At 71.0% G+C, this 15,902-nt stretch carries 15 protein-coding genes; 7 read left to right on the top strand and 8 right to left on the bottom strand.

The annotated features are described in order from the left end of the window. Positions 1 to 136 precede the first annotated feature (136 nt). Positions 137 to 1,003, bottom strand: coding sequence for a hypothetical protein (locus tag ACFYOY_RS03405; RefSeq protein WP_388584483.1), 867 nt, complete (start codon positions 1,001 to 1,003; stop codon positions 137 to 139). A 166-nt stretch (positions 1,004 to 1,169) separates the two neighbouring features. Here ACFYOY_RS03405 and ACFYOY_RS03400 point away from each other — a divergent pair, with 166 nt between their 5' ends. Then, the gene (locus ACFYOY_RS03400; protein ID WP_351887185.1) at positions 1,170 to 2,264 is read left to right on the top strand and encodes a chitinase; all 1,095 of its coding nucleotides are present in this window, start codon (positions 1,170 to 1,172) and stop codon (positions 2,262 to 2,264) included. 199 nt (positions 2,265 to 2,463) lie between these two features. On the opposite strand, the gene ACFYOY_RS03395 is transcribed toward ACFYOY_RS03400, so the two are convergent. Further along, complete coding sequence (locus tag ACFYOY_RS03395) at positions 2,464 to 4,152, bottom strand: fumarate hydratase (RefSeq protein ID WP_351887188.1); 1,689 nt, start codon at positions 4,150 to 4,152, stop codon at positions 2,464 to 2,466. A 187-nt stretch (positions 4,153 to 4,339) separates the two neighbouring features. On the opposite strand from ACFYOY_RS03395, the gene ACFYOY_RS03390 reads away from it, so the two are divergent. Further along, complete coding sequence (locus ACFYOY_RS03390) at positions 4,340 to 5,095, top strand: DUF1707 domain-containing protein (protein ID WP_388584479.1); 756 nt, start codon at positions 4,340 to 4,342, stop codon at positions 5,093 to 5,095. A 179-nt stretch (positions 5,096 to 5,274) separates the two neighbouring features. Then, positions 5,275 to 5,631: a WhiB family transcriptional regulator gene (locus tag ACFYOY_RS03385; RefSeq protein WP_020868722.1), complete on the top strand. Its 357-nt coding sequence runs from the start codon at positions 5,275 to 5,277 to the stop codon at positions 5,629 to 5,631. Between the two features lie 116 nt (positions 5,632 to 5,747). Here the strand turns inward: ACFYOY_RS03385 and glpX are convergent, their stop codons facing one another. Continuing rightward, entirely contained in the window at positions 5,748 to 6,779 is a 1,032-nt protein-coding gene (gene glpX / locus ACFYOY_RS03380) for a class II fructose-bisphosphatase (RefSeq protein ID WP_351887194.1), read from the bottom strand. 185 nt (positions 6,780 to 6,964) lie between these two features. On the opposite strand from glpX, the gene ACFYOY_RS03375 reads away from it, so the two are divergent. Continuing rightward, a complete protein-coding gene (locus ACFYOY_RS03375) occupies positions 6,965 to 7,504 on the top strand; it encodes a DUF4245 domain-containing protein (protein ID WP_351887307.1) in 540 nt (179 codons plus the stop codon). A gap of 79 nt (positions 7,505 to 7,583) precedes the next feature. On the opposite strand, the gene ACFYOY_RS03370 is transcribed toward ACFYOY_RS03375, so the two are convergent. The 3 genes from ACFYOY_RS03370 to xseA all read right to left on the bottom strand — a co-directional run bounded on the left by ACFYOY_RS03370 (position 7,584) and on the right by xseA (position 9,990). Continuing rightward, positions 7,584 to 8,174, bottom strand: a complete 591-nt coding sequence (locus ACFYOY_RS03370) for a malonic semialdehyde reductase (protein ID WP_351887197.1) — start codon at positions 8,172 to 8,174, stop codon at positions 7,584 to 7,586. A 276-nt stretch (positions 8,175 to 8,450) separates the two neighbouring features. Next, positions 8,451 to 8,759, bottom strand: coding sequence for an exodeoxyribonuclease VII small subunit (locus tag ACFYOY_RS03365; RefSeq protein WP_351887200.1), 309 nt, complete (start codon positions 8,757 to 8,759; stop codon positions 8,451 to 8,453). A 10-nt stretch (positions 8,760 to 8,769) separates the two neighbouring features. Further along, entirely contained in the window at positions 8,770 to 9,990 is a 1,221-nt protein-coding gene (xseA, locus tag ACFYOY_RS03360; RefSeq protein WP_351887203.1) for an exodeoxyribonuclease VII large subunit, read from the bottom strand. Positions 9,991 to 10,043: 53 nt separating this feature from the next. On the opposite strand from xseA, the gene ACFYOY_RS03355 reads away from it, so the two are divergent. Both ACFYOY_RS03355 and ppgK read left to right on the top strand, forming a co-directional pair. Continuing rightward, the gene (locus ACFYOY_RS03355; RefSeq protein WP_351887206.1) at positions 10,044 to 11,087 is read left to right on the top strand and encodes a 4-hydroxy-3-methylbut-2-enyl diphosphate reductase; all 1,044 of its coding nucleotides are present in this window, start codon (positions 10,044 to 10,046) and stop codon (positions 11,085 to 11,087) included. Further along, positions 11,084 to 11,875: a polyphosphate--glucose phosphotransferase gene (gene ppgK, locus ACFYOY_RS03350; RefSeq protein ID WP_351887209.1), complete on the top strand. Its 792-nt coding sequence runs from the start codon at positions 11,084 to 11,086 to the stop codon at positions 11,873 to 11,875. The genes ACFYOY_RS03355 and ppgK overlap by 4 nt, the downstream gene beginning before the upstream one ends. Here ppgK and ACFYOY_RS03345 read toward each other — a convergent pair. Next, positions 11,781 to 12,449, bottom strand: a complete 669-nt coding sequence (locus ACFYOY_RS03345; protein WP_351887212.1) for a DUF6542 domain-containing protein — start codon at positions 12,447 to 12,449, stop codon at positions 11,781 to 11,783. The genes ppgK and ACFYOY_RS03345 overlap by 95 nt on opposite strands. Before the next feature lie 208 nt (positions 12,450 to 12,657). Here ACFYOY_RS03345 and ychF point away from each other — a divergent pair, with 208 nt between their 5' ends. Beyond that, entirely contained in the window at positions 12,658 to 13,746 is a 1,089-nt protein-coding gene (gene ychF, locus ACFYOY_RS03340) for a redox-regulated ATPase YchF (RefSeq protein ID WP_351887215.1), read from the top strand. Between the two features lie 342 nt (positions 13,747 to 14,088). On the opposite strand, the gene ACFYOY_RS03335 is transcribed toward ychF, so the two are convergent. Then, on the bottom strand, positions 14,089 to 15,876 hold the full coding sequence (locus ACFYOY_RS03335) for a thiamine pyrophosphate-binding protein (RefSeq protein WP_388584471.1): 1,788 nt from the start codon (positions 15,874 to 15,876) through the stop codon (positions 14,089 to 14,091). Between the last annotated feature and the right edge of the window lie 26 nt (positions 15,877 to 15,902).

Raw genomic sequence — 15,902 nt, 5'->3', positions numbered from 1 at the left:
ACCCGGAGCCTCCTCGTGAGCCTCGCGGCGCGGTGCCCGGAGCCGGTCAGCCGGAACACCGTGCGGGGCGCGCCGTCCTGGCGGGGCGCGGGGGGCCGACGGCGCGGCCGCGGCAGCCTCGGCGGTCTGCCGCCGCTCATGACTCCTCGCCCTCGGCCTCGGGGGCGCCCGGCCCACCGGCCGGGGCGCCGCCGCCGGCGGGCCCCTGGGGGCCTTTCGGGGGCTTGGGCGTGTTGGCCTGCGGGGGCTTCTGGGTCTGGGGCTTCTGGGGGGACTTGGTGTGGCCGGGCTTCGTGGTGCGGCCGGGGGCTTGCGGGCGGCCGGAGCCCTTGGCCGGCGGCTTGGCGGTGGCGGGGTGCTTCTTCGGCGGGGTGTGCGACGCGTCCGCGGGGTGTTTGACGGGCGGGTGGGCAGCCGGATGCGAGGGCGCGTGGGTGTGCTTGCGGTGCCCCGCGGCCCGGTGTCCCTCGGCGGACTCGCGGGTGCCGGGGCGGGGGTGCGCGGGGGAGTGCCGGGGCGCCGCGCGGTGGGCCTTGGGCGGGGCGGGCTGCGGGGGCGCGGGCCGCGGCCGGGTGGTGATGGGGGGCAGGGCGACGGGCTCCCGGGCGGCCCGGGGCGCCGGACGCTCGGAGTCGCGCCGGTGGCGCTGGTGCTGACGGTGAGTCGGGGCGTACGCGTACTCCTGCGTGTCGTCGCGCCGCTCATGCGACTCGGAGGGCCCCGAACGCCCCTCCGGGGTGTGCTTCGGCTGCCGGCCGAACGCCTCGGTGGCGACGGGATGCCCGGGGATCAGCGTCTGCGGCGCGAACGGCGTACCGCCCGCGTAGCCCAGCCCCAGGACCGCCGAATAGCCGAGGCAGGCGGCCCCCGCGACCACGCCCACATGTCGTACCAGTCGGCCACGGCGCCCGGAGAGGTCCACGAACACGGGCCCCTTCCGGGCCACGTCAGCGCGGAGGGGACGCGAGGGCGCGCGCTCGGCCACATCTGACTGAGGATCCATACGGAAGAGGCTAATGCAGAAAATACGACATGCGACATATAAGTCAAACATGCGGTGTGTCATAGTTCAGTAGGCTTCACCGAATATGCGAGGTTTGGCGAGGAGAACGGCACGGGCGGCGCAGCCCCCGGCGCCTCGTACCGGACCGCAAGAAGGAGCCAGAGCCATGAGGGCCAGCCCCCGCATGAGCGGAATCGCCGTGGCCGGCGCGGTGGTCTGCGCCACCATCGCCGTATGGGCGGGACACCACAAACAGTCGCCCGAGCCGCACGCCGCGCCCTCACAGCCGCAGGCGTCGCAGCCCCCCGCGGCGAGGCCACCCGCCGAGTTCGTGCCGTACGTCAACGCCTGGTCGGACTCGGGGTACGACATGGCCGCCGCGGCCGCGCGCGGAGTCAAGGAGTTCACCCTGGGCTTCGTCGTCGCGGGCGACGGTTGCGTCCCGGCGTGGGACGGCGGCACCTCGCTCGACGACCAGGCGCTGGAGGCCCGGGTCGAGGGCGTCCGCCGGGCGGGCGGTGACGTACGGATCTCCTTCGGCGGCGCCGAGGGCACCGAGCTCGCCACCGTCTGCACCGACGTCCCCGAACTCGCCTCCGCCTACGCCGAGGTGATCGAGCGATACCAGGCGCACCGGATCGACTTCGACCTCGAGGGCGAGGCGCTCGCCAACACCGAGGCGGCCGCCCGCCGCGCCCAGGCGCTCGCGCTGATCCAGCGCACCCACGAGGGCCTGAACATCTCCTTCACCCTGCCCGCCATGCCCGATGGGCTGACCGCCGAGAGCGTCGCCCAGTTGGAGGCCGCCAAACAGGAGGGGGTCATCCTCTCGACCGTCAACATCATGGCGATGAACTACAGCGGGGACCATACGGGCGACATGGGCGACTACGCCGTCCAGGCGGCCACCGCCGCACAGGCCCGGATCCGCGAGGTGCTCGGCATGTCCGACGCCGCCGCCTGGAAGGTGCTCGCCGTGACACCGATGATCGGGGTCAATGACGTCACCGGCGAGACCTTCACGCTGGAGGACGCGTCCGGGCTGGCGCGGTTCGCCGCGGACAAGGGGATCGGACGGCTGTCGATGTGGTCCGCCGAACGCGACCAGCCGTGCACCCCGGAAATGACCCAGTCGGCCACCCCCGCCGCCCCCACGGCCGGTGCCGCGGGCCCCGAGACGGTTGAGAACGTCGTCCCGAACACCCGCTGCAGCGGCGTCATCCAGCGCCCCGGCGCCTTCGAGGCGGCACTGAGAGGCTGAACGGCCCAGCCCGCCCAGGCCCCTGTCCCAGCCCGTCCCGCGCTCGAGGACAGGGCTGGTCCCGGGCCCCTGTCCGAGCCCGTCCGGCGTTTGAGGACAGAGCCGGTCCCGGGCCGGGCGGGGGTCCGGGGGCGGAGCCCCTGGGATGGGACGGGTAAGGGCGGCCGGGGGCGCATCCGGCCCCGCCGCCCCGAAGGCGTTACGCCACCCCCGGCCCCCGCACCGGAATACTCGTGAACGTCGGCTGCGGCGCCGGGTCCTGGAAGAAGTCGTTCCCCTTGTCGTCCACCACGATGAACGCCGGGAAGTCCTCGACCTCGATCCTCCAGACCGCCTCCATGCCCAGCTCCTCGTACTCGAGAACCTCGACCTTCTTGATGCAGTCCTGCGCCAGCCGCGCCGCCGGACCGCCGATCGAGCCCAGATAGAAGCCGCCGTGCGCGGCACACGCGTCGGTGACCTGCTTCGAGCGGTTGCCCTTGGCCAGCATGACCTTCGAGCCGCCCGCCGCCTGGAACTGCTCGACGTACGCGTCCATCCGGCCCGCCGTCGTCGGGCCGAACGAACCGGAGGCGTAGCCCTCGGGGGTCTTGGCCGGGCCCGCGTAGTAGACCGGGTGGTTCTTCAGGTACTCGGGCATCTCCTCGCCCGCGTCCAGCCGCTCCTTGATCTTCGCGTGCGCGATGTCCCGGGCGACGACCAGCGTGCCGGTGAGCGAGAGCCGGGTCTTGACCGGGTGCCTGGTCAGCTCGGCCAGGACGTCGTCCATCGGCCGGTTGAGGTCGATGGCGACCGCGTCCAGGTCCGGGCCCGCGCCCTTGGTCAGCTCCTCCTCCGTCGTCTCCGGCAGGAAGCGCGCCGGGTCGGTCTCCAGCTGCTCCAGGAAGACACCCTCCGGCGTGATCTTGGCGAGCGCCTGGCGGTCGGCGGAGCAGGAGACCGCGATCGCGACCGGGCAGGACGCGCCGTGGCGCGGCAGCCGCACCACCCGGACGTCATGGCAGAAGTACTTGCCGCCGAACTGCGCGCCGATCCCGATCTTCTGCGTCAGCTCGAAGACCTTCTCCTCCAGCTCCTTGTCGCGGAAGCCGTGCCCGGTCGGGGAGCCCTCGGCGGGCAGCTCGTCCAGGTAGTGCGCGGAGGCGTACTTGGCGGTCTTGAGCGCGTACTCGGCGCTGGTGCCGCCGACCACGATCGCCAGGTGGTACGGCGGGCAGGCGGCCGTGCCCAGCGAGCGGATCTTCTCCTCCAGGAACTTCATCATCGATGCCTCGTTCAGCACCGCCTTCGTCTCCTGGTAGAGGAAGGACTTGTTGGCCGAGCCGCCGCCCTTGGCCATGAAGAGGAACTTGTAGGCGCCGCCGTCGGTCGCGTACAGCTCGATCTGCGCGGGCAGGTTGGAGCCGGTGTTCTTCTCCTCCCACATGGTCAGCGGGGCCATCTGGGAGTAGCGCAGATTGAGCTTGGTGTACGCGTCGAAGACGCCCCGCGACAGGGCCTCCTCGTCGCCGCCTTCGGTGAGCACGTTCTGCCCGCGCTTGCCCATGACGATCGCGGTGCCGGTGTCCTGGCACATCGGGAGCACCCCGGCCGCCGCGATGTTGGCGTTCTTCAGCAGGTCCAGCGCGACGAAGCGGTCGTTGGCGCTGGCCTCCGGGTCGTCGAGGATGCGGCGCAGCTGGGCGAGGTGGGCGGGGCGCAGATAGTGCGAGATGTCGTGCATCGCCTCGGCCGCGAGCCTGCGCAGCGCCTCCGGCTCGACCTTCAGGAAGGTGCGCCCATCGGCCTCGAAGGTGCTCACGCCGTCGGAGGTCACCAGGCGGTACGGCGTGGTGTCTTCTCCTAGGGGCAGCAGGTCCGAATAGGCAAACTCTGGCATCGCGGCCATTCCTCACTCGACAGGGCTTCGGCTGACTTCGTCGACAGCGCGTCCATAAGCGTAGAACGGGGCGGCGGAACGGGACCTGTGAGGTAAGGCTCAGTAGCGGGCGCGGGGGTGGGTAGGGGAGAGGATCAGGGAGACGTCAGGGATCGTCCCCTAGTCGCGATAGATCGCGACTGGATACCCTGAGTCCGTGGATGAGCAGCAGCCCGTGCCCCTGACCAAATCCGCCCTCGCACCCGCCCCCGCGGCCCCCGGGGTCGCCTCGGCTCCGACCCCGGCTCCGGCCGCGGCCCCGGCTCCGGCCGCGGCCCCGGCTCCGGCCGCGGCGCCCGCGCCCGTCGCGGAGGGGGAGCTCCGCGCGTCCGACGCGGACCGCGACCGGATCGCGGACATCCTGCGGGAGGCCCTCGCCGAGGGGCGGCTCCAGCCCGAGGAGCACGCCGAGCGGATCGACGCGGTCTATCGCGCCAAGATCCTCGGCGAGCTGGAGCCCCTGGTGCGCGATCTGCCCGTCGCCCCCGCCCGCGGCGCCGGCTCGGCGCCGGCGCACGACGCGGAGACGGACTGGGCGCGCACCGTGCCCGAGTCGGAGAACCTGGTGGCGGTCTTCGGCGGTTCGACGCGCAAGGGCCGCTGGCGGGTCAGACGCCGTACGAACGCCCTGGCGGTCTTCGGCGGCGTCGAGATCGATCTGACCGAGGCGGTGTTCGAGCACCGGGAGATCGTCATCAATGTCGTGGCCGCCTTCGGCGGGGTGGACATCAAGGTCCCGGAGAACGTCTCGCTGCGCGGCTCGGGCGCGGGCATCCTCGGCGGCTTCGACGTCAGGACGTACGAGGCGCAGGACCCCGACGCACCGGTGATCCACGTCACCGGGTTCGCGGTCTTCGGGGGTGTCGAGGCCAAGCCCAAGCGGGGGAAGCGGCTGAAGAACCTGCGGGCATAAGCCCTGAAGAACGAGCATGTGCGGGGGAAGTTCCGGGTGGGACAACGGTGTGCATAAGCGCGCGCACAGCGGGTAAGGCTTGGTGCATCGTCTCTCGTACGGCTGATGGGGGTGCTCACGGGGCCGTACACCTCGAGGCGGGCAAGGGTGACCACCGGAGCCGTCGTCAGGAGTAGACCGTGCTGCAACCGCATCAGCCCCTGCTGGAAGCCGCCGTGCCCCCGCAGCGCGTCCCCGCGCGGGATCAGGCCGGCCCCTGGCACTCGGAGGCGGTGTGCCGACGCGACGAGGCCGGGCTGTTCTTCGCTCCTTCCAAGGAGCCCACGGCTGCCAGGCTGTCGCGGGAAGAGGCCGCCAAGCGCGTCTGTGCGCGCTGCCCGGTCATGGTCGAGTGCCGGGAGCACGCACTGCTGCAGCCCGAGCCGTACGGCGTGTGGGGCGGGCTGACCGCGGCCGAGCGCCGGGTCGTGCTGGCCCGCCGCCGGCGCCGGGAGGCGGAGCTGCAGCGCGCGGTGCGGGTCGCCGCCGCGGGCTGAACTCTTCGGGACCTGGGCCGGGCCCGCCGGGAGGCGGAACCCGGCCCTTGTCATGTGCCGTCTGCGCTGGGTGCCGTCGGCATTACGTGCCGTCTGCGTGATGTCCCGTCGCGCGCTCAGCTGGGCCGTTCGAAGTCGACCGCGGCGTAGGCGCGCAGCTTGGCCAGCCGGTGGGTGGAGTCGATCTGCCGGATGGTCCCGGACTTGGACCGCATGACCAGCGACTGGGTGGTGGCGGTCTCCGCGCGGTACCGCACCCCGCGCAGCAGATCCCCGTCCGTGATGCCGGTCGCGACGAAGAACACATTGTCGCCGCTGACCAGGTCGTGCGTCTCGAGGACCTGGTCGAGGTCGTGGCCCGCGTCGAGGGCGCGCTGCCGCTCCTCGTCGTCCTTGGGCCACAGCTTGGCCTGGATGGTGCCGCCGAGGCACTTGATCGCACAGGCCGCGATGATGCCCTCCGGTGTACCGCCGACGCCCAGCAGCAGGTCCACACCGGTGCTCTCGCGCGCGGCCATGATCGCTCCGGCCACATCGCCGTCGGAGATGAACTTGATCCGGGCGCCCGCCTCCCGGATCTCCTTGACGATGCCCTCGTGGCGCGGGCGGTCGAGGACCACGACCGTGACGTCCTCGGGGCTGGACTTCTTGGCCTTGGCGATCCGGCGGATGTTCACGCCGGGGGGCGCGGTGATGTCGACGAACTCGGCGGCGTCGGGCCCGGTGACCAGCTTGTCCATGTAGAAGACCGCCGACGGGTCGAACATGGTGCCGCGCTCGGCGACCGCGAGCACGGAGACGGCGTTGGCCATGCCCTTCGCGGTGAGCGTGGTGCCGTCCACGGGGTCCACGGCCACGTCGCACTCCGGGCCGGTGCCGTCGCCCACGCGCTCACCGTTGAAGAGCATCGGGGCCTCGTCCTTCTCCCCCTCTCCGATGACGACGACGCCGTTCATCGAGACGGTGTGCACGAGGGAGCGCATGGCCTTCACGGCGGCGCCGTCGGCGCCGTTCTTGTCGCCGCGGCCCACCCAGCGGCCGGAGGCCATGGCACCCGCCTCGGTGACCCGGACGAGCTCCAGGGCGAGGTTGCGATCGGGAGCCTCGGGGCTGACCTCGAGCTGGGAGGGGAGATGATGCTCGGTCATCGGAGCGCACCTTTCTGTACGGCGACGGACCGGGATGTCCCTCCTTCCCGCAGGGGGCTAGGAGGGTGAGGGTGTTCATGACTTTATCCGCTGATTGGCTAAGTGAGCAGACAGCCCCACGCATGAGCACGGCCCTGTTGCGAGGTGCGGCGACCGGATGAGGGACGATAGGGGGCGTGGCAGGTATGCGTGGCAAAGAGACGGTCCGGGACATGGTGCTGTCGCTGGCGGCGATCGGCGTCGTCGCGGCGGCCATCTACCTCTTCGGTATCCCGCACGACGAGGGCGCCAAGGGCTCCGGGGTGAAGACGGTGGACTACCGCGTGGAGCTGGACACGGCCCGCCGCGCCGCCCCGTACCCGGTGGCCGCCCCCGAGCCCGGGAGCCTGCCCAAGGGCTGGCGCGCGACGTCGGTGACCTACCGCCCGGCCGCCGAGCCGGACGGCGCGCTCTGGCACCTCGGCTTCCTCGACCAGGGCGAGGAGTACGTCGCGGTCGAGCAGAGCGACGGCAAGCCCGTGCCGTTCGTGGAAGAGGTCACACAGCAGGCGCGGGAGACGAAGCGCACCCAGCGGATCGACGGCGAGGAGTGGGTCCGCTACGAGGGCGACAAGTACGACGCGCTGGTGCGCCAGGAGCCGGGCGTGACCACGGTGGTCACCGGGACGGCGTCGTACGGGCAGCTGACGAAGATGGCCGCCGCGCTCACCGAGAAGAAGGGCTGAGCGCGACGGCCGAAGGGCGTGGTCCGGACCGCTGGTCCGGACCACGCCCTTCGGTCTGTGGTCTGTGGTCTGAGGCCGATCAGACCGTGGTGATGACCTGGTCGTAGTCCAGGCGCGGGCCACGGGGGAACCAGGCGTCCTCGCCCGGCTTGCCGATGTTGATGACCACCAGCGGGGTGTGGTCCTCGTCCAGGAATTCCTTCTGGACCCCGGCGGCGTCGAAACCGGTCATCGGGCCGGCGGCGAGACCGGCGGCGCGGATGCCCAGGATGAAGTAACCGGCCTGCAGCGAGGCGTTCAGCCCGGCGGCCTGCTCACGGGCGGCCCGCTCGGAGAAGAAGACGTCCTTGGCCTGCGGGAAGTGCGGGAAGAGCGCGGGGAGCTCCTCGTGGAACTCGTTGTCCGCGGCGAGGATCGCGACCAGCGGGGCGGTGGAGGTCTTGGCCTGATTGCCCTCGGCCATGTGCTGGACCAGCCGCTCACGGGCCTCCGGGGAACGGACCAGCACGACGCGCAGCGGCGACTGGTTGAACGCGGTCGGCGCGTACTTGATCAGGTCGTAGATCGCCTGCACCTGCTCCTCGGTCACCGGCTCGTCGGTGAAGGTGTTCGCGGTGCGGGCCTCACGGAAGAGAAGGTCCTGAGCGGCGGAGTCGAGTACGAGTGCCATGGAAGAAACCTCTGCATAAGCGGGGATATCGCTGACGGGTCCTACTGTACGGCGCTTAGATTAATGTTCAACTAAAAAGCCGGCGCAGTGTGCGGAAGGTGCTCTGAATCACACAGTGCGCAGCGCGCCCGTGCCGGACGCGGTGGATCGAGTGCGGCCGTACGACGGCGGGCAGCAACCCAGCCCGGCCGGTCGGCGGCGAGTAATAAGCGGTGAGCGGTAAGTTGTGAGCGATAAGCGGTGAGACGTAAGCGGTGAGCGGTAAACCGCCGGCGGTCATCCCTCCGCCGGGCGCTCCGCGCCTTCGGCGCCCCCGCCGTCCCCGTCCTCGTCCGCATCCGTCCCGTCCGCCAGCGCCGCGTCCAGCCGCGCCCGCGCGCCCTCCAGCCAGCGGCGGCAGACCTTCGCCAGCTCCTCGCCCCGCTCCCACAGCGCGAGCGACTCCTCCAGGCTGGTGCCGCCCGCCTCCAGGCGGCGGACCACCTCGACCAGCTCGTCCCGCGCCTGCTCATAGCCGAGCGTGGTCTCCGCCCGCGGTGCGGCGCTCTGCGCGGTCTGCTGGGCCTGCTCGTCCGTCTTCGCCATGCCCCTCACCCTATTCAGCCGGACCGACAGTGACGCGCGCCCGGAACTCGCCCTCGGCGACCCGGGCCCGCAGCTCCTCGCCCTCCGTGACCTCGTCGGCCGCCCGCACCACCGAGCCGTCGGGATGCTGCAGCACCGCATAACCGCGTCGCAGCGTCGCGGCGGGGGAGAGGGCCACCACCCGCGCCTGGGTGTGGGACAGCTCGGAGTCGGCGCGGTCCAGCAAATGGCCCAGGCAGCGGCGGGCGCGCTCCAGCACCGCCGTGATCCGCTCCGCCCGCTCGTCCACCATCCGGTGCGGCTCCCGCATGCACGGCCGGGCCAGCGCGGCGGCCAGCCCCCGCTCCTCCCGGTCCAGCAGCCCGTGCACACTGCGCAGCGCGCGCTCCCGCAGCTGCTGGACGCGCATCAACTCCTCGCCCACGTCCGGCACGATCTTCTTCGCCGCGTCGGTGGGCGTGGAGGCGCGCAGATCGGCGACCAGGTCGAGCAGTGGCGAGTCCGGCTCATGGCCGATCGCGGAGACCACCGGCGTACGGCACGCTGCCACCGCCCGCACCAGCTGCTCATCGGAGAACGGCAGCAGGTCCTCCACACTGCCGCCGCCGCGCGCCACCACGATCACATCCACTTCCGGCAGCGCGTCGAGCTCCTTGACCGCCTCGATCACCTGCGGCACCGCGTGCACCCCCTGCACCGCCACATTGCGCACCTCGAAGCGGACGGCGGGCCAGCGCAGCCGTGCGTTCTCCAGCACATCGCGCTCGGCGGCCGAGGCGCGCCCGCAGACCAGCCCTATCAGCTGCGGCAGAAAGGGCAGCGGCTTCTTGCGGCCGGCCGCGAACAGCCCCTCCGCCGCCAGTGCCTTCTTCAACTGCTCGAGCCGCGCGAGCAGTTCGCCCACGCCCACCGGGCGGATCTCGGCGGCCCGCAGGGACAGCTGGCCCCGCGGCGCGTACCACTCCGGCTTGGCGTGCACCACGACCCGCGCGCCCTCGGTGACCGTGTCCGCGATCCGGTCGAAGACGGCGCGGAAGCAGGTGACGGTCAGCGAGATGTCGTAACTGGGGTCGCGCAGGGTCAGAAACACCACACCGGCGCCCGGGCGCCGGGACAGCTGGGTGATCTGCCCCTCGACCCACACCGCGCCGAGCCGGTCGATCCAGCTCCCGATCAGCCGGGACACCTCGCCGACCGGGATCGGCGCCTCCGCGGACGTGTTGACAGCCATGACCGCGAGGGTATCGGTCACCACCGACAGACCCCGGGGTCATCGCCCCTACCATGGGGGACATGACTGCAACCTCCGCCCGCCGGGTCCTGCTCGCGGCCCCCCGTGGCTACTGTGCCGGTGTCGACCGTGCCGTGATCGCCGTCGAGAAGGCCCTGGAGCAGTACGGCGCGCCGATCTATGTGCGCAAGGAGATCGTCCACAACAAGTACGTCGTCCGGACCCTGGAGAAAAAGGGCGCCATCTTCGTCGACGAGACCGAAGAGGTGCCCGAGGGCTCCATCGTGATCTTCTCGGCGCACGGTGTCGCGCCGGTGGTCCACGAGGAGGCCGCCGAGCGCAAGCTGGCCACCATCGACGCCACCTGTCCCCTGGTGACCAAGGTCCACAAGGAAGCAGTCCGGTTCGCCAAGGAGGACTACGACATCCTCCTGATCGGTCACGAGGGCCATGAGGAGGTCATCGGCACCAGCGGTGAGGCTCCGGACCACATCACCCTGGTCGACGGCCCCGACGATGTGAAGAACGTCGACGTGCGCGACGAGTCCAAGGTCGTCTGGCTCTCCCAGACCACCCTCTCGGTCGACGAGACCATGGAGACCGTGGACGCGCTCAAGGAGCGCTTCCCGCAGCTCATCAGCCCGCCCAGCGACGACATCTGCTACGCCACCCAGAACCGCCAGATCGCCGTCAAGCAGGTGGCCGCCGAGTCCGACCTGGTCATCGTGGTCGGCTCCAAGAACTCCTCCAACTCGGTGCGGCTGGTGGAGGTCGCCATCGGCGCGGGCGCCAAGGACGGCCATCTGGTCGACTACGCGAGCGAGATCGACGAGGCATGGCTGGAGGGCGTCACCACGGTCGGCGTGACCTCGGGCGCCTCCGTGCCGGACGTGCTCGTCGAGGGCGTCCTGGAGTGGCTGGCCGAGCGCGGCTTCGGCGATGTCGAGGTCGTCCAGCCCATGCAGGAGTCCCTGACCTTCTCGCTCCCCAAGGAGCTGCGCCGGGACCTGCGGGCGGAGGCGGCAGCGGCCGCGACGTCCGCCGGTGAGCCGGAGGCCGCGGCGGTCGCCGCCGAGGCGGAGGGATCCCAGCGGTGACGCAGGACCAGGGGGCCACGGGGGTGTCCGCGGCGAAGGTGTTCGGCCTCGACATCGGCGGTTCGGGCATCAAGGGCGCCCCGGTGGACCTGGACCGGGGCGAGCTCGTGGAGGAGCGCCATAAGGTGCTCACCCCGCATCCGTCCACGCCCGAGGCGGTGCTGGACGGTGTGGTGGAGGTCGTCCGGCATTTCGACTGGTCCGGGCGGCCGGTCGGGGTGACCTTCCCGGGCGTGGTGAAGAACGGTGTCACCCTTACCGCCGCGAATGTCGACAAGAGCTGGATCGGCACCGATCTGGCGTCACAGCTCGGCGAGCGGCTGGGCTGCCCCGTCACGGTGCTGAACGACGCGGACGCGGCCGGGGTCGCGGAGGTGGCCTTCGGCGCCGCCCGCGGCGTCAAGGGCACCGTGATCGTGCTCACCCTCGGCACCGGCATCGGCAGCGCGCTCTTCACCGACGGGCATCTGCTCACCAACACCGAGCTGGGCCATCTGGAGCTGGACGGCCACGAGGCGGAGAAGCGGGCCTCGACCAAGGTCAAGGACGATCATGAGCTCAGCTGGTCGCACTGGGCGCGCCGGGTGCAGAAGTACCTCCATCATCTGGAGATGCTCTTCTCACCGGAGCTCTTCGTGCTGGGCGGCGGGGTGAGCCGTAAGGCGGACAAGTTCCTGCCGCTGATCGAGGGCGTCAGGGCCGAGATCGTGCCTGCGCAGCTGCAGAATAATGCGGGGATCGTGGGTGCCGCGATGGCCGCGGCCGCTGCTGCCGACGACGCCGGGTGACCAGCACGGCCCGCCGTACGAGCACGATCACCACGGTCAGCAGCGTGCCCGCGTAGAGCCAGCCGGCCTGCAGCGACAGCGCGGTGAACACCCCCACCGCCTGTCCGCTGAACCCCGCGGAACCGTCGTTGATCGGCAGCAGCCCGACCGTATAGGCCAGCGGCGCCGTCACCGGCGCCGCCAGCAGATCGGCGGGGCGCACCCACATCCCGCAGGCCGCGCAGGCCGGCAGGAAGAGCACGCTGTAGACGGCGGGCGAGCCGGAGAACAGCAGCGCGTCCAGGCAGCCGATGCCCAGCATCGTGAGCGCGGTCAGCAGCCCCGCGCCCAGCCCGGTCAGCCGGGGGTCCGGGAGGGACAGCCCCCGGGCCCGCCGCAGCGCGGCGGGCAGCGCCGCGGCCGGACCGGACGGCCCCGTCCGGCGCGCGGGCGGCCGGGCGTCCCGGATCGGGCCGCCGGGCCGTCCACGGCCCTGACCCGTGCCTCGGCTCCGGCCGGTATACGTGTCGTCCGCGGCCGGGCGGGGCGGCGGGGCCGCCGCGCGGCGCGGCGTACGCGTGCTGTATTGCTCCACCCGACCAACGTAGGCGGCCGGAGGGCGGGAATCCGGTCTTGGACACGCCCTTCGCAGGACCTTGGCAGTGTGTTCGACCGATTGTCAGCCCGGCCGGGTGATCGGCCGGGTGGTCGGGGGCGGCCCCGTAGACTGGTGGACCGGCCCCGCCGGGGTCCGTCCTCTGTCCTCACATCCCGACCACGGGAAGTTACGGGAAGTCGCCAACGTGTCGCTCACGATCGGAATCGTCGGTCTGCCGAATGTCGGCAAGTCGACCCTTTTCAACGCCCTGACCAAGAACGACGTGCTGGCGGCCAACTACCCGTTCGCCACCATCGAGCCCAACGTCGGCGTGGTCGGCGTCCCCGACCCCCGCCTGGACAAGCTCGCCGAGATCTTCGGCTCGGCCCGCAAGCTGCCCGCCACCGTCGACTTCGTCGACATCGCGGGCATCGTCAAGGGCGCCTCGGAGGGCGAGGGCCTGGGCAACAAGTTCCTGGCGAACATCCGTGAGTCCGACGCCATCTGCCAGGTCATCCGCGCCTTCAAGGACGAGAACGTCGTCCATGTCGACGGCAAGATCTCGCCGAAGAGCGACATCGAGACGATCAACACCGAGCTGATCCTCGCCGACCTCCAGACCATCGAGAAGGTGCTGCCGCGCCTGGTCAAGGAGTCCCGGATCAAGAAGGACAAGCAGCCCCAGGTCAAGGCCGTCGAGGAGGCCAAGGCCATCCTCGACGAGGGCCGCACCCTCTTCTCCGCCGGCATCGTCCAGGGCAGCGAGCGCGCCGCCCTCCTCCACGAGCTGCACCTGCTCACCACCAAGCCCTTCCTCTACGTCTTCAACGTCGACGAGGACGAGCTCACCGACGAGTCCTTCAAGGCCGAGCAGCGCGCCCTCGTCGCCCCCGCCGAGGCGATCTTCCTCAACGCCAAGCTGGAGGCCGACCTCGCCGAGCTGGACGAGGACGAGGCCCTCGAGCTCCTCCAGTCCGTAGGCCAGGAGGAACCCGGCCTCGCCACCCTCGCCCACGTCGGCTTCGACACCCTGGGCCTGCAGACCTACCTCACCGCCGGCCCCAAGGAATCCCGCGCCTGGACCATCAAGAAGGGCGCCACGGCCCCCGAGGCGGCCGGTGTGATCCACACCGACTTCCAGAAGGGCTTCATCAAGGCCGAGGTCATCTCCTACGAGGACCTGGTCGAGACGGGCTCCGTCGCCGAGGCCCGCGCGGCCGGTAAGGCGCGCATGGAGGGCAAGGACTATGTGATGCGGGACGGGGACGTGGTGGAGTTCAGGTTCAATGTGTAGCGGCTGACTTATCACCACGTCGCTGATCTTGCGAATGTGCAGGTCGGAAGGGGTCTGACTCTCCGGGGTCAGGCTCCTCATTTATTCCCGTGCTGGGATGGTGCTGGGAAGAGATGAGAAAACTGACCTTGAATCCGCGGGTCAAGGGGATCATCGCATCTGGCGCCGGCATGAACGTGAAGTACCAGGAGACGGCCCGGGGCGGGCTCGCGGTGAACATCATCGAGTGCTGAGGGGCTGGGGCTCCTACCCAGGTCCACGCACCCCGGATGCGATGACGACCGCCCGTGCGGCCGGGTCTCGGCTGCACGGGCGGTCGTCTGCGGCGGGCGCGGGGCCGTCTCAGAGGTGCTGTTCGGTGGCCCGGGTGCGGTGGTACTCGTCCTGGCGCTCGTCGGTGATGTACGCCGGGATCGGGAAGTCCCACCAGCCGGGCACCCAGGGGCCCGCGGCGTCGCGGTCCGTGGGAACCTCGATCACGGCGGGTGCCCCGGACTGGACCGCCTTGCGCAGGGTCGGCTCCAGGGACGCGGCGTCGTTGACCTTCCACGACTCGATGCCGAAGGCCCGGCCCATGGCCGCGAAGTCGGGGCTGTACGGCGAGCCGTCGGGGTGGGAAAACTCGGTCCCGATGTGGCGCGAGGTCTGCTTGCGCTGGCCACCGCGGATGGACATGTAGCCCGCGTTGTTCTGGACGACGAAGATCACCGGTGCGCCGGCGGTGACGCTCAGGGCGATCTCCTGGGAGGTCATGAGGAAGTCGCCGTCGCCGAGGACACACACGACCGGGCTGTCCGGTCGGGCGAGTTTGGCGCCGATGGCCGCCGGGATGGCCCAGCCCATGGAGGAGAAGCCGCCGGAGGTGAGGTGGGTGCGCGGCGAGTAGACGGGGAAGGTCTGCTTGACCGCCCCTTGGGTGTTGCCCGACCCGGCGACGATGATCGCATCGCGCGGGAGCACGGAGCGCAGGGCGCCGAGCGGGCGCTGCGAGGTGAACGGGAAGCGGTCGCTGTCACGGCGGCCGGCGAGCTTCTCCTCCCAGTCCTGCTTGAGGCTTGCGAGTTCGGCCAGGTACTCGGAGCGGTCTACGCCCTTGCTGGGGAGGGAGTCGACGATGGCTGCCACGGCTCGCTGCGCGTCCGCGACGATGCCCACTTCGGCGGGGTAGTTCTTGCCGATCTCGTGCGGGTCGATGTCGATGTGGATGAGCTTCGCGGGCGGGATGGAGAAGCTGATGCCCTTGGCGTAGCTGGAGGCGGACCAGTCGGTGAAGCGGCAGCCGACGGAGATGACGACGTCGGCGGAGCTGGCGATCGCGTTGCCGGTCATCGTGCCGGTCTGGCCGACACTGCCGGCGAACAGCTCGTGGTCCTCGGGGAAGGCGCTCTTGCCGTTCCAGGTGGTGACGACCGGGATCTGCCACCGCTCGGCGAGCGCGAGGACCTGGTCGGACGCCTCGGACGTGATCGCACCGCCGCCGACCACGATGACCGGCCGGGTGGCCGCGCGCAGCACGTCGACCGCACGCTCCACGGCTTCCGGGTCGGGGTGCTGGCGGCCGACCGGGATGCGCCGCTCCAGGTCGTGAAGCTGCACGTCCGCCGCCTCGGCCTGTACGTCCATGGGGACTTCGAGGTGCACCGGGCCCGGGCGGCCGGTCAGCATGGAGTTGAAACAACGGTGCAGGACGAAGGGGAGCTCCTCGACCCGGGTGACGACCCAGTGCCGTTTGCTGACGGCCTCGGCCACCTTGGGGAAGTCGTTCGCCGTGTAGCGGTCGAGTTCCTGCAGCAGTCCGTGGCCGCGCATGTGGGTCGGCGGGCCGCCCGTGACGACGAGGACACTGGTGGAGTCCGTGAACGCGGTGCCCATGCCGATGACGGTGTTGCTCGCGCCGGCGCCGATGGAGGTCACCGCGGCCTGCGGGCGGCCGGTGACGCGGTAGTAGCCGTCGGCGAGGTGGACAGCGCTCTGCTCGTGGAAGGTCTGGATGAAGGGGATCCTGGACTCGTCGTCCAGGAAGGCGTCGGTCAGTGACCAGATGCCGTGGCCGGGGATACCGGCGACGACGTCGACCCCGTAGTTGCGCAGGGTCCGTGCGACGATCTGGCCTCCGGTGAGGACAGGCATGGTGTGTTCCCAATCAGCTCGGATCG

Source organism: Streptomyces sp. NPDC007875, from assembly GCF_042868035.1.
Classification (GTDB): Bacteria; Actinomycetota; Actinomycetes; order Streptomycetales; family Streptomycetaceae; genus Streptomyces; species Streptomyces antimycoticus.
The sequence above is the reverse complement of the archived record's forward strand: the minus strand, read 5'-3'. Positions and strand labels throughout refer to the sequence as shown.

What these genes read in the sequence shown, in the direction of transcription:
- ACFYOY_RS03405 (WP_388584483.1), bottom strand. Translation starts at nt 1,003, where the DNA reads ATGGATCCTCAGTCAGATGTGGCCGAGCGCGCGCCCTCGCGTCCCCTC.
- ACFYOY_RS03400 (WP_351887185.1), top strand. Translation starts at nt 1,170, where the DNA reads ATGAGGGCCAGCCCCCGCATGAGCGGAATCGCCGTGGCCGGCGCGGTG.
- ACFYOY_RS03395 (WP_351887188.1), bottom strand. Translation starts at nt 4,152, where the DNA reads ATGGCCGCGATGCCAGAGTTTGCCTATTCGGACCTGCTGCCCCTAGGA.
- glpX (WP_351887194.1), bottom strand. Translation starts at nt 6,779, where the DNA reads ATGACCGAGCATCATCTCCCCTCCCAGCTCGAGGTCAGCCCCGAGGCT.
- ACFYOY_RS03375 (WP_351887307.1), top strand. Translation starts at nt 6,965, where the DNA reads ATGCGTGGCAAAGAGACGGTCCGGGACATGGTGCTGTCGCTGGCGGCG.
- ACFYOY_RS03370 (WP_351887197.1), bottom strand. Translation starts at nt 8,174, where the DNA reads ATGGCACTCGTACTCGACTCCGCCGCTCAGGACCTTCTCTTCCGTGAG.
- ACFYOY_RS03365 (WP_351887200.1), bottom strand. Translation starts at nt 8,759, where the DNA reads ATGGCGAAGACGGACGAGCAGGCCCAGCAGACCGCGCAGAGCGCCGCA.
- xseA (WP_351887203.1), bottom strand. Translation starts at nt 9,990, where the DNA reads ATGGCTGTCAACACGTCCGCGGAGGCGCCGATCCCGGTCGGCGAGGTG.
- ACFYOY_RS03355 (WP_351887206.1), top strand. Translation starts at nt 10,044, where the DNA reads ATGGGGGACATGACTGCAACCTCCGCCCGCCGGGTCCTGCTCGCGGCC.
- ACFYOY_RS03335 (WP_388584471.1), bottom strand. Translation starts at nt 15,876, where the DNA reads ATGCCTGTCCTCACCGGAGGCCAGATCGTCGCACGGACCCTGCGCAAC.